10 protein-coding genes are annotated in these 12744 nt (G+C 48.5%); all 10 read right to left on the minus strand.

The features are described from left to right. Window positions 1–35 precede the first annotated feature (35 nt). The 10 genes from EHS89_RS14170 to groL all read right to left on the minus strand — a co-directional run bounded on the left by EHS89_RS14170 (window position 36) and on the right by groL (window position 12722). Window positions 36–995 carry a hypothetical protein gene (locus EHS89_RS14170; RefSeq protein ID WP_124926814.1) on the minus strand — a complete coding sequence of 320 codons (960 nt, stop codon included), beginning with the start codon at window positions 993–995 and terminating at the stop codon, window positions 36–38. A gap of 155 nt (window positions 996–1150) precedes the next feature. Further along, the gene (gene pepQ, locus EHS89_RS14175; RefSeq protein WP_124926815.1) at window positions 1151–2461 is read right to left on the minus strand and encodes a Xaa-Pro dipeptidase; all 1311 of its coding nucleotides are present in this window, start codon (window positions 2459–2461) and stop codon (window positions 1151–1153) included. 13 nt (window positions 2462–2474) lie between these two features. Then, window positions 2475–3440, minus strand: a complete 966-nt coding sequence (locus EHS89_RS14180; RefSeq protein WP_124926816.1) for a LysR family transcriptional regulator — start codon at window positions 3438–3440, stop codon at window positions 2475–2477. 425 nt (window positions 3441–3865) lie between these two features. Further along, the gene (locus EHS89_RS14185; RefSeq protein WP_124926817.1) at window positions 3866–5002 is read right to left on the minus strand and encodes a M14 family metallopeptidase; all 1137 of its coding nucleotides are present in this window, start codon (window positions 5000–5002) and stop codon (window positions 3866–3868) included. Between the two features lie 91 nt (window positions 5003–5093). After that, the gene (locus EHS89_RS14190) at window positions 5094–6116 is read right to left on the minus strand and encodes an ABC transporter ATP-binding protein (RefSeq protein WP_211340348.1); all 1023 of its coding nucleotides are present in this window, start codon (window positions 6114–6116) and stop codon (window positions 5094–5096) included. Beyond that, window positions 6113–7123 carry an ABC transporter ATP-binding protein gene (locus EHS89_RS14195; protein WP_124926818.1) on the minus strand — a complete coding sequence of 337 codons (1011 nt, stop codon included), beginning with the start codon at window positions 7121–7123 and terminating at the stop codon, window positions 6113–6115. Before EHS89_RS14195 ends, EHS89_RS14190 begins: the two co-directional genes overlap by 4 nt. A gap of 4 nt (window positions 7124–7127) precedes the next feature. Then, window positions 7128–8072 carry an ABC transporter permease gene (locus tag EHS89_RS14200; RefSeq protein WP_124926819.1) on the minus strand — a complete coding sequence of 315 codons (945 nt, stop codon included), beginning with the start codon at window positions 8070–8072 and terminating at the stop codon, window positions 7128–7130. A gap of 2 nt (window positions 8073–8074) precedes the next feature. Further along, window positions 8075–9052, minus strand: coding sequence for an ABC transporter permease (locus EHS89_RS14205; RefSeq protein WP_124926820.1), 978 nt, complete (start codon window positions 9050–9052; stop codon window positions 8075–8077). A gap of 203 nt (window positions 9053–9255) precedes the next feature. After that, window positions 9256–10809, minus strand: a complete 1554-nt coding sequence (locus EHS89_RS14210; protein ID WP_124926983.1) for an ABC transporter substrate-binding protein — start codon at window positions 10807–10809, stop codon at window positions 9256–9258. Between the two features lie 263 nt (window positions 10810–11072). Then, window positions 11073–12722 (minus strand): chaperonin GroEL, encoded by a 1650-nt coding sequence (groL, locus tag EHS89_RS14215; protein ID WP_124926821.1) that lies wholly within the window; start codon window positions 12720–12722, stop codon window positions 11073–11075. Window positions 12723–12744 lie beyond the last annotated feature (22 nt).

A 12744-nucleotide genomic window follows, 5' to 3' on the forward strand; every position in this document is an offset into this window, starting at 1 on the left:
GATTCATCCTTAATCTGGTTTTGGCAATTACTGAATTAAAAAGATTCAACCTGAAGTTGCAGGTTATTCAATTTCTGACGAATCTGTAATAACTCTTTATTGAGCAGGATGCGGGAGCCATCAATCGCCCGTACCGCCTGTTCATTTACTTTCACCCGACGTTCAAGCCCTGCGGATGCGTTCTGATTAGATTGCAGCGCAACAATCTGTTCCGCAAAAGCAGATAGCTTCTTGCGTTGATCCGCTTGCTGTAGCTCAACCGACTCACTCAAGATCTGAAATTCAGTCCCCAGCGATGCAACACTCTGTTTCACTGACGCCATCTTTTCTGCCGCTACCTTATCATTTGCTTTAGCGGTCGCCAGCTGCTTCTTGATACCGTCAAACTGCTTAGTCTGAGCACTTAGCTGGCTATTCAGATTTTTAGCTGTTTTGGCCTGAGTATCCAGCTTTGCCAGTGCACTTTTAAGCTGCTTCTCTAACTCAGCAATTTTAGGGGTATTACGCTGATGCGACACTACCCATAACTTACCGACTTCAGATGCCAGTTCTTTATGCGTTTGCTCTGCGGTAGCCGTCAGCTTCTTAACGCTAACCTGCATACCTTTTACCTGACTCAGCAATGACTCGCCGGACTCTGCAGCACTGTCTTCGGCTACCTGCAATAACTGTTGTAACTCAAGCACTTTCTGATCAGTTTCCTGACGCTGCTGCTCCAGAGTAAGCAGCTGTTGATGCTGCATATAACCCCAATAGGCCAGGCCTGCAACCGCAGCGGCTAATAACAGAATAATAAGATAGCTCAAGCCATTACCAGAACCGCCACCGGCCTGCACCGTTGCTGCGCTACCCGATCCACCACCAGAACCAGCAGATACCGTAACAGGTTCTGCCGGCGTAGCCTGAGCCGCCTTCTTATCTGTTGTAGCTCCATTGGGCTCTCGTTCCGCCGGGCCAAAGCTGGGCAGATCCAGATCTTTATCCTGATCACGCATAGTGAGTCTCTCTATGACAAAATAATTCACATTATTGAACTGCGAATTCTACACCATCCGGCTTTCTTTTGGACACAAAAAAGCCCCCTGAAATATAGGAGGCTATTTATACCTATAGCGTAAAAGTTTTTATCTCTAAGCAGTGACTTAAAAACTCAAATGCCACTTCTTCCGTAGCCCACAAACGCATCCCGGGTAAGGTTTTCAATGCCGTTGCCTGTTATCAGAATATTATCTTCAATCCTGATCCCCCCATAAGGAGCCAGCTCATCCACCAGAGTCCAGTTGATTAACTTACCTGTCGCGCTGTTTCGCAATGGTGTCAGTAGGCTGTCGATAAAATAGAGACCCGGCTCAATCGTGATGACATAACCTGGTTGCAACTTACCTGTCAGCCGAAGAAACGGATGCTCTGTGGGCGGTTTTGGTTCCACTCCCAGAGTATCATGCTGCCAACTGCCGACATCGTGTACCTGAAGGCCCAATAGATGACCCAAACCATGGGGAAAAAAGGCCCGTGTGATACCGCTATCGACCTGTTGTTGCGGGTCCGCCTGCACCAGACCCGAACGTTGTAACAGCTCGGCCAAAAGGTAATGCATCCGACAATGCAGGCTGACAAAATCGACACCCGCAGCAACTTCACTATTGAGTTGCTGCTGGGCCTGATTCAGCCCTGCCACCAGCTCAGAAAACACACTACCAGAGGGTGTAAAAGTTCGGGTTATGTCAGCGGCATAGCCAAGAAAACAAGCGCCGGCATCGATCAGCAAACTACGATGCTGATCCGGCACCTGACGCTGCTGAAACTGATAATGTAACACCGCGGCATGTTCGTTCAATCCCACAATATTGTCATAGGGCATATCCCGTTCATTATGCTCAATGGCACTAAGATAGGTCTGATGGATCTGATACTCACTGGCACCGGCAAGAAACTGCTGCTCAGCTACTATATGTCCTTTAACAGCTATCTTATTTGCTTCCCGCAAACAGTGGCTTTCCCAGTCTGACTTGATTCTGCGATTCAGATGCAGATCGTGCAGCAGCAGTTCAGGGTTGTGTTGCCAGCTCTCATGAACATAGTCAGGCATAGTTTCAGCCATGACAGCCAGACGCTTTTGATTGATAGCAGGACGATCTGTGAAGGCAATAACCTCAAAGGCATTACTCCACCACTTATCCGGAAGTTCCGGCACCATATGCCAGAAGTCACTGGGCATATGATAGTGAAGTTGCGGCTTACTACCTGGCTTTATTAATACCCAGCAATGGGGACTCTGTTCCAGAAATGGTACCCAGTGAAGAAAATGAGGGTTGGCCCGGAACGGGTAGTTATTGTCATCCAGAAAACGCCGATGCAGCTGACCGGAACCGATCAACAAGCCATCATAGCTATGCTTTTCAATCTGTTCCTCGGCCACAGCCTGAAGCCGTTCTATATGTTGAAAAAACAGATGCTGCATTATTGATTACTCTCTATTCGCTACACTCAGGTTCTAACGAGTGCTGGGGCACACCCTGAGTATTTATCTGAAACTTTAGCTGCTGCCAGAATTGATTCAGATTACTGTTTGGATTATTTTTCAGCCGATACAGTCGGATCTGAATCGGGATATTCCACTCTTTTCCGCCGGCCAGTCCCAGACGGTTATATCTGAAGTTATTTTGCAATAACCGTGAAGGGATCCAGCCGAAACCAAAACCCTCCTTGATCATTGCTTTGGCGCTAACAGAATGCACATTCTCATTCATTACCAACAAATGAGGCGGATTCGGATGCTGCTGTAAGAATTGCTTAATAACCGGTTGCATAAATGAACTAGCGTGATAACCAATATATGATAATGGCTGCTGCTTAGTGCCGGGCAGGCTGAACAGCGATTGCCCATCATCATCCAGGGCAGTGACAGGTACTAACTGCTCTTCGCAAAGTTCGATATGCTCAAACCGTTCATCATTCAATTCTTCAATGAATTCGATCGATGGGTGCCAGTAGCAGAGCACCAGATCACACTCTCCGCTGGAGATCGCATTGACAAAATCGGCTCCCATCCAGGCGGTTGATTTAAGATTATGGTCTACCTCAATCCCTTCCTGCTCGGCAAAAGGCTTCAACCATGACTTCCAGAAGCCCAGATACAGGGTTTGGGTTGCAGCAAAAGTCAGACGCCCCTTCTCTTGCTCCAGAATATCGATACAGCGGCTTTTGGTCTCATGGTGGATTCGCGAGATCTGTTCTGCAGCAGCCAGAAAAACATCACCAGCAGGGGTGAGCGACAACGGCAGACTGTTACGATCTATCAGCGTCACCTTCATCTCATCCTCAAGCAGTTTGATACGCCGACTAAGGGTTGGCTGGGTCGAATTTCGTTCATCCGCGGCACGGGAAAAATTCCGCGTTTTTGCCAGCGCGATAAAGTCATCTAGCCATCTGATTTCCATCTCGTTACCTTACTTATGAATCAGAGGTAAATTAAAAGACAGCTTAAAGCTCATCGCCAGCCAATTTCTGATTTCCATATCGCTACCTTACTTATGAATCAGAGGTAAATTAAAAGACTGCTTAAAGCTCATCGGCAGCCAATTTCTGATTTCCATATCGCTACCTTACTTATGTATCAGAGGTAAATTAAAAGACAGCTTAAAGCTCATCGCCAGCCAGTTTCTGATTTCCATATCGCTACCTTACTTATGAATCAGAGGTAAATTAAAAGACAGCTTAAAGCTCATCGCCAGCCAATTTCTGATTTCCATATCGCTACCTTACTTATGAATCAGAGGTAAATTTAAAGACAGCTTAAAGCTCATCGCCAGCCAATTTCTGATTTCCATATCGCTACCTACTTTATTGCTGACTCAGATTCATTCTAGCTATCATCGCAACGATCAAGCCAGGCCGCAAACGGATAAAGTACCGACTCACCCAAACGCATTGAGCGGGCGGGAGACCAGCCGAATTCATAATCAGGCTGCAGGTCAAAATCCTTAAAAGGCATTTCCAGCGTCATCGATGGACAATTGAAACGATGGCCGATCCAGTTAGCTGCGATCGTCATCGTCTCACTGCCGAACTTACCCGGTTCATAACCGCGCTCCATCTGAAAATCGGGATTAACCGCCATCAAATCCTGCTCAAACTGCTGTTCCTGCAGCAAAATCTGATCGGATACACCCGGCACACCATCCTGACCAGCAATAAAATTACAGGGCAACGCTTCATCACCATGCACATCAAGCAACAGATCAACCCCGGTCTGCTCCATCATATTACGAACAAAGAGCACCTCAGGACTACGCTGTTCAGTTGGCTCGCCCCATTCCCGGTTTAGGTTAGCGCCGATAGCATTAGTCCGCAAATGACCTCGCACTGAACCGTCAGGGTTCATGTTAGGCACGACATAAAATTCAACCTGCTGACGTAGTTTACCGGCCAGTGCATTATCTTCGTCCAACAGAGATTCGAGAAAACCTTCAACAAACCACTGAGCCATAGACTCGCCTGGGTGTTGTCTGGCGATCATCCAGAATGTTTTCTTCGGGTATTCTGTTGCGCTGATTCTGAGCACCTCTACGTCTCTGCCATCCAGGGTCTGGCCCAGGTGCTGACTCCGGCAATATGGTGATTGTTCAGCATATGCCAGCAGATCAAGATGACGTTCAAAACTGTAGGGCGCAAAGTATGCGTAATAAACACTGTTGGATTCCGGCTCGTGCTCGATAATCAGTTCACCATTTTCATAGCGGGTAGGTACTCTGAACCAAGCCTGCCGATCATAGCTCGCAACCGCCTGATAGTTTTCCCATCCATCCACATAAGCGGCCTCACCGGCATTAAGCAAACGCATACACAACGACTGACCTGCACCACCTTGTAACCGATAGTAAAACCATTGAAAAAAGTCAGAGCCATTATCTTTACGGATATTCAGCTGTATATCAGCACTATCCTGCAGCGAAACAACTTCAATATTGCCGGCATCAAAACCGGCACTCACCGTCAACATGAACAACTCTCACTTAAAATTCTGATCTTTTAACTATAAGACATTAGCCGGAAAAATTGACAACAACTCTCACCGACTAATAATACTGAGTTCAAATCCGTCCTTCTTCCACAGCATGACAGGCAACCTGAGTACCGCTATCAGTCACGATCAACTGCGGAATTTCTTGTTTGCAGCGATCATCGGCATAAGGACAACGACCATGGAACACACAACCACTCGGCAGGTTAACCGGAGTCGGTACTTCCCCCTGTAGCTTGATATGATTTGGACGATCATCCGCCAACTTAGGTATCGCTGACATCAACGCCTGCGTATAGGGGTGGCGTGGGCTATCAAACAGCTGTTCACTGGTACCTAGTTCACACAGAGTACCCAGATACATTACCGCTACACGGGTACCAAAATGCTCTACCACCGAAAGATCATGGGTGATAAACATATAGGTCAGGTCACGCTGCTCCTGGGCATCCATCATCAGGTTCAGCACCTGAGCCTGAATCGACACATCCAGTGCAGAGATCGGTTCATCGGCAACAATGAATTCAGGATCGACCGCCAGTGCACGGGCGATACTGATACGCTGACGCTGCCCACCGGAGAACTCATGGGGGAAGCGAACGCCCCAGCTTGGATCTACCCCGACTGAGAACATCACCTCATGCACCTTATCCCGGACTTCAGCACCACTCCATTTCGGGTTATGGAACTGTACCGGCTCGGCCAGCGTTTCGCTGACGGTCATTCGCGGGTTCAACGATGCATAAGGGTTCTGAAAGATCATCTGCATCTTTTTACGGTAGGGCATCAACGCCTTACCGGACATGTTATCTATCCGTTGACCTTCATAACTGATGCTACCAGATGACGGATTCAATAAGCCCATAACGGTTCGCGCAACGGTAGATTTACCGCAGCCAGACTCACCAACGACACAGAGCGCTTCGCCTTTAAGGATATCTAGATTAACTCCATTGATCGCATGAACGTGCTCCTGGTGCCGCTTGATCTTGCCACCTTCAAAACGCAACTGGTCAAGAAAATCACCGGAGATAGAAAATCGTTTATACAGATCTCTAATCTGCAACAGAGACTCATTTAGTTGAACTATCACTGTGCCCCTCCCTTAATTTCCAGTTTCACTGCCTGTTCTTCACGCTTCAACTCGGCCACCATATGGCAAGCAACCTTACAACCACCGGATTCGGTAAAATCTGGCACATTATGGCTACAGTTTTCTATGGCATAGTCACAGCGTTCTCTGAAGGCGCAACCGACGGGAACAGACTGCAGCGACGGCATCGCCCCCCGAATCTGGTGTAATCGTTTGCCCCTAACTCCCATCTGCGGTAGCGCATTAATCAAGCCCTGGGTGTAAGGATGCTGAGCATCGTTAATAATCTCTTTGGTCGGTCCCTGTTCAATAATTCTGCCGGCATACATAACGAAAGTACGTTGGGTAACCTGGGATACAACACCCAGATCATGAGTGATCAATATCAGCGCTACATTATTGCGCTCACAGAGCTCCAGCATCAGCTCCATAATCTCAGCCTGGATAGTTACATCCAGTGCCGTAGTCGGTTCATCGGCAATGATGATATCCGGGTCCATCAACAGGCCGATAGCAATAACCACCCGCTGACGCATACCGCCGGACAGCTCATGAGGATACTGATCGAGTCGGGTTTCAGGGGACGGAATGTATACCTGCTGCAGCTTTTGCACGGCGATATTCCGGGCATCTTGCTTACTTATAGTCCGGTGCTCCATCAGACACTCGACCATCTGATCACCGATAGTCAGCACCGGGTTCAGGGTCATCATAGGGTCCTGAAAGATCATCGAGATACGATTGCCGCGAATACTGCGCAACTGCTGATGATTCATCTTCGCCAGATTCTGGCCTTCAAACATCACTTCGCCCTGGGAGACATATCCGGGCTGGGAGATCAGGTTGATAATCGAGAAACCCAGCACAGACTTACCGGCACCCGACTCACCCACGATACCGATACGCTCGCCACGCTCAATTTTGAAATCGATATTACGCAGGGCTTTCACTTCGCCTTTACGCAAGCCGAAACAGACTTCAAGGTTATTTACTTCTAATAAAGCCATCAGATTACCCCTTGTACAGTTTCGGGTTAAGCACGTCGCGGAGCCAGTCACCCAGCAGATTCATAACCAGCACCAACACGATCAGAACAAGACCGGGAATCACGGTAATCCACCAAGAACCAGAAAATATATACTCAAAACCACTGGAGATCAGTGAGCCCAGAGAGGGCTGTGAAACAGGCATCCCCAGCCCCAGGAAGGACAGCGCTGCTTCGGAAATAATAGCATTTGCCACCTGTACCGTTGAGATAACCAGAATCGGTGACAATGTATTCGGCAAAATATGACGGAACATAATACGTGGAGCACGCAGACCCATAACCCGCGCAGCATCGACATACTCTTTCTCTTTTTCAGCCAGTACTGAGGCCCGAACGGTTCGGGCATACTGTGGCCACTCGGCAATACCAATAACCAGAATCAGCATCACCATCGCCAGCTCCTGATACAACTGGGTGCCGAATGTCGCCTGGAACACCGCCAGTACAATAATCGCCACCATCATGGTTGAAAAAGACAGCTGCACATCGGCCAGACGCATCAGCAGACTATCGACCTTACCGCCGACATAGCCAGCCACCAGACCAATACAAATACCCAGAAACGCCTGCAACATTACTGCGCAGATACCGATCATCAACGACACCCGGGTGCCATAGAGAATAGTCGACCATAAGTCCCGGCCCTGAGCATCAGTACCCAGCCAGAACGTGGCATCACCTTCTTCCTGCCAGCTCGGTGGCAGCTCTGAATTCATAATATCGATAGACCCCGGGTCATAGGGATCAAACGGCGCCATCAGCGGTGCAAGCAAAGCCGCAATGACATAAGCCACAAACACCAGAAAACTGATCTGGGCGACCTTATCGATACAGAAGCTATGCCAGAAGTGCGACTGACGAAAACGCTGCCAGTTAGATACGGTTTGTTCTTCTACTATTGCAGTCATATTCATTTACCCCCGAATAGCTTAACGGTCGGGTTCACAAGACCATAGATCAGATCGACAATGGTGTTGGTAATTACAAAGATTGCGCCAACAACTATCAGATAAGCAACAATCAGCGGCGTATCGACACGGTTAATCGCCTCCAGAAACAGGAAACCCATGCCCGGCCACTGAAATACAGTTTCAGTCAGGATGGTATACGCCACCATAGTACCAATCTGTACACCACCTACGGTAATCACCGGTAACATGGTATTTTTCAGCGCATGGAGATAATAGATACGCTTCGGCGCCAGGCCTTTGGCCCAGGCAAATTTAATATATTCCGACTGTAGCACTTCCATCATTTCGGAACGGATCAGACGGATAAACAATGGCAACATGATTGAAGCCAGGGTAAAACAAGGCAAGACCAGATGAGCAAGGCCATCACTGGTCAGAAACGCCGTGTCCCAGAAACCAAAAATATGGCCCACATCTCCCCTGCCAAAAGATGGCATCCATCCCAGCTCAATCGAGAACAGGTAAATAAGTCCGATACCGGTCAGAAATACCGGTACCGAAATACCCACGGTACTGAAGCCCATAACAATTTTAGAGAACATACTGCGGGGATTAATTGCAGCATAGACACCCAAAGGCACCGAAAAACCAATAATGATCAGAGTCGCACCAAACACCAGGTCAAGGGTGGCCGGCAACTTCTTAAGGATCACATCCAAAGCGGGCTCTTTAAAGAAATACGAAGTGCCCAGATCGCCATGCAACGCATTGCCTGCAAAACGTGCATATTGCACCAGGAAGGGATCATTAAGCCCCATCTCATCACGCAGCGCCTGACGTTCTTCTTCGGATACGGACTGACCAACCAGCTCCCGGAGCGGATCGCCCAGATTATCCTGGATTGAAAAGCTGATTATGCTGATGACAAACATAACCACGATAGCTTGTGCCAATCGTTTTATTAAAAAAGCTAACATAGTCTCTCAGCCTTTATGCCTTGATGTATGATTCAGTGAGGCAAAACTCACTGCAATGTATCGATTTACTGACAGAACGAACTTCGAATATAGACTATTCGCAGCCGTTCAGACCTGACCCATCATTGTGCGATGGTAGGAAGGTACTGGTAAGGGCCCCACAGAGGGAGCCCTTTGCTGACTGTAGCAGTCAGAGATTACTATTACTTCTTAATGACAAGATCACCCAGATACGGGAAGTTCATCTTGTTCACAACAGGTGCGATATCGACTCCAGCACGGGCGCCCCAGGCCAGGTTCTGCCAGTGCAGTGGGATATACGCAGCATCGTCATACAGCATCTGTTCAACCTGCTGCATGATCTGAGCGCGCTTAGCCGCATCGGTTTCAGTATTCGCCTGCGCCATCAGCTTATCCGCTTCAGGATTACAGTAATTACCGCTGTTGTACTGACCCAAACCACTATCTTTATCGGCACAAGCGGTCAGGAATTCGAAGAAATTATTTGAGTCTTCGGTATCCGCGTGCCAGCCGATCATCATAATGTCCGCAGCGCGCTCATCGAAAGTTGGCCAGTACTGTGCTTTCGGCATAGTCTTCAGATCAACCGTGATATTGATCTTAGCCAGCATTGAAGCCACCGCCTGAGCGATCTTGGCATCATTCACATAACGGTTATTCGGCGCCATCATAGTGACAGTGAAGCCTTTTTCATAACCGGCCTCTTTCATCAGCTGCTTAGCTTTCTTCAGGTCATAACGAGGTTTCAGGGCAGGGTTATAACCCAGGTAACCTTCAGGACTCATCTGTGCAGCAGGAGTCGCGAAGCCGCGCATGATTTTCTTCACGATACCTTCTTGGTTGATCGCATGCACAATAGCCTGACGCACGCGAACATCTTTAAACTGTTCAAACCGTTCCTGATTCATCTGGAAAGTAATAATACGGGTACCCGGCATTGTTACCAGATCGACTTCGCTACTAGCGTCGATACGCTTATAGTCAGCAGGCGGGACCGGCATAATAAAATCGACATCGCCAGACAGCAGTGCGGCTACACGGGTCGGCGCCTCTTTGATCGGCGTCAGTACGATCTTATCAACATTACCTTTGGAAGCGCTGTCCCAGTAATCGGCATTACGGGTAAATTCAGTGCGTACACCCTGCTCACGGTACTGTACCGTATATGGGCCAGTACCAGACATATTACGGGAGGCAAAGGAGTTACCGAACTTAACGAGCATATCTTTAGCATTGCCGTTCTCGTCTTCGCCGCTATAGAACTTGCTGTCCATCGGGAAGATGTAAGTGGCATTGTTCAGGATCAGCGGGAATGGCTCGTTGGTAACCAGATCGAATGTTTGATCATCAATCACACGAACTTCTTTAAATGGCGTGAAAATACCTTTGAAATCCGGAGAGTTTTGCAAACGCTTGAAAGTAAACTCAACATCCTTGGCGGTCAGTTCATTACCGGAGTGGAACTTTACCCCTTTTCGCAGATGAAAACGCATCGTCAGGTCATCAATTCGCTCCCACTTCTCAGCCAGACGCGCTTCGATACCCATATCCTGATCCCAACGAACCAGAGGATCGAATGTCATGTGGGACAACTGAAGCATGCCACCGGACAGCTGCTCATGCGGATCCAGCGTTACCGGATCAGAGTCGTATGCCATTTTCAGTGTTTCGGCCTGAGCTGTCATCGCGGACAAGCTTAGCAGAGCACCGGCAAGCACAGTCGCAGTTTTTTTCATCATTGGAAAGTTCCTGTCATTGTTATTGTTGGGGTGTGACTCCCTTTACTGCATAACAGCCTAGCGAAAGCCGACAGTTTGACCAATCGAAATAGTAACTACCCCTATACCGTATCCGTATGCAGAATATAAATAGATTATTAATCAACAAGTTAAGAACGCACAACCGAAGAAACTCAAAATAAAAATAAAACATCAGCATTTCTGTCAGGCACAAAAAAGCCGGCATCAAAGCCGGCTTTTTTAATTGCGAAGGGGGATGATTACATCATACCGCCCATGCCGCCCATACCACCCATGCCGCCCATATCAGGCATACCTGGAGCACCACCTTCAGATGGCGCATCAGCAATCATCGCTTCAGTTGTGATCATCAGACCAGCAACAGATGCAGCAGCTTGCAGTGCAGAACGGGTTACCTTAGTCGGATCCAGGATACCCATCTCGATCATGTCGCCGTATACACCGGAAGCAGCGTTATAACCGTAGTTACCCTTTCCTTTTTCACGGATGTTAGCAACGATAACTGAACCTTCTTCACCTGCGTTACCAACGATCTGGCGCAGCGGTGCTTCAAGGGCACGGAAGGCAACTTCAATACCAACACTCTGGTCGTGGTTCTCGCCTTGCAGCTCACCAACATTATCCATTGCACGGATCAGAGCAACACCACCGCCAGGCACTACGCCTTCTTCAACAGCAGCACGAGTCGCGTGCAGAGCATCTTCTACACGAGCCTTCTTCTCTTTCATCTCAACTTCAGTTGCAGCGCCAACCTTGATTACTGCAACACCGCCTGCCAGCTTAGCAACACGCTCTTGCAGCTTCTCACGGTCGTAGTCAGAAGAAGTATCTTCCATCTGTGCACGGATCTGCTGAACGCGAGCTTCGATAACCGCCGCTTCACCAACACCGTCAACAACAGTAGTGTTGTCTTTAGTGATAGTTACACGCTTAGCCTGACCCAGCTGTTCCAGAGTCACGCCTTCCAGGTTCAGGCCGATCTCTTCAGAGATCACAGTGCCGGCAGTCAGAGTTGCGATATCTTCCAGCATCGCCTTACGACGGTCACCGAAACCAGGTGCTTTAACTGCAGCAACCTTAACGATACCGCGCATGTTGTTTACTACCAGAGTAGCCAGCGCTTCGCCTTCAACGTCTTCAGCAATAATCAGCAGTGGACGAGAAGTCTTAGCAACCGCTTCCAGTACCGGTAGAAGATCGCGGATGTTAGAAACTTTTTTGTCAACCAGCAGCATGAACGGGCTTTCCAGCTCGACACTCATGCTGTCCTGGTTGTTGATGAAATAAGGAGACAGGTAACCGCGGTCGAACTGCATACCTTCAACAACGTCCAGTTCGTTTTCCAGACCAGTGCCTTCTTCAACGGTGATAACACCCTCTTTACCCACTTTTTCCATCGCTTCCGCGATGATGTCACCCACTTGAGTGTCGGAGTTAGCAGAGATAGTACCTACCTGAGCGATCGCTTTAGTGTCCGCACAAGGTACAGACATAGCTGAAAGCTGCTCAACAACAGCTGCTGCTGCTTTGTCGATACCGCGCTTAAGATCCATTGGGTTCATGCCCGCAGCAACAGATTTCAGGCCTTCGTTAACAATCGCCTGAGCCAGCACTGTAGCAGTCGTGGTACCGTCACCGGCAACATCGTTGGCCTGGGAAGCAACTTCCTTAACCATCTGCGCACCCATGTTTTCGAACTTATCAGCCAGCTCGATCTCTTTCGCAACAGATACACCGTCTTTAGTTACGGTAGGAGCGCCAAACGCTTTATCCAGTACAACGTTACGACCTTTAGGGCCCAGTGTTGTTTTAACTGCGTCAGCCAGAATGTTTACGCCGTCCAGCATGCGTGAACGAGCATCGTTTCCAAACAGTACTTCTTTAGCCATTTTAAAAAATCCTGTGTTTCAA

This window comes from Amphritea balenae, from assembly GCF_003858655.1.
Classification (GTDB): Bacteria; Pseudomonadota; Gammaproteobacteria; order Pseudomonadales; family Balneatricaceae; genus Amphritea; species Amphritea balenae.

Bases quoted from the DNA above. Each gene is read 5' to 3' on its own strand.
- EHS89_RS14170 (WP_124926814.1), bottom strand. From the start codon at position 995: ATGCGTGATCAGGATAAAGATCTGGATCTGCCCAGCTTTGGCCCGGCG.
- pepQ (WP_124926815.1), bottom strand. From the start codon at position 2,461: ATGCAGCATCTGTTTTTTCAACATATAGAACGGCTTCAGGCTGTGGCC.
- EHS89_RS14180 (WP_124926816.1), bottom strand. From the start codon at position 3,440: ATGGAAATCAGATGGCTAGATGACTTTATCGCGCTGGCAAAAACGCGG.
- EHS89_RS14185 (WP_124926817.1), bottom strand. From the start codon at position 5,002: ATGTTGACGGTGAGTGCCGGTTTTGATGCCGGCAATATTGAAGTTGTT.
- EHS89_RS14195 (WP_124926818.1), bottom strand. From the start codon at position 7,123: ATGGCTTTATTAGAAGTAAATAACCTTGAAGTCTGTTTCGGCTTGCGT.
- EHS89_RS14200 (WP_124926819.1), bottom strand. From the start codon at position 8,072: ATGACTGCAATAGTAGAAGAACAAACCGTATCTAACTGGCAGCGTTTT.
- EHS89_RS14205 (WP_124926820.1), bottom strand. From the start codon at position 9,052: ATGTTAGCTTTTTTAATAAAACGATTGGCACAAGCTATCGTGGTTATG.
- EHS89_RS14210 (WP_124926983.1), bottom strand. From the start codon at position 10,809: ATGAAAAAAACTGCGACTGTGCTTGCCGGTGCTCTGCTAAGCTTGTCC.
- groL (WP_124926821.1), bottom strand. From the start codon at position 12,722: ATGGCTAAAGAAGTACTGTTTGGAAACGATGCTCGTTCACGCATGCTG.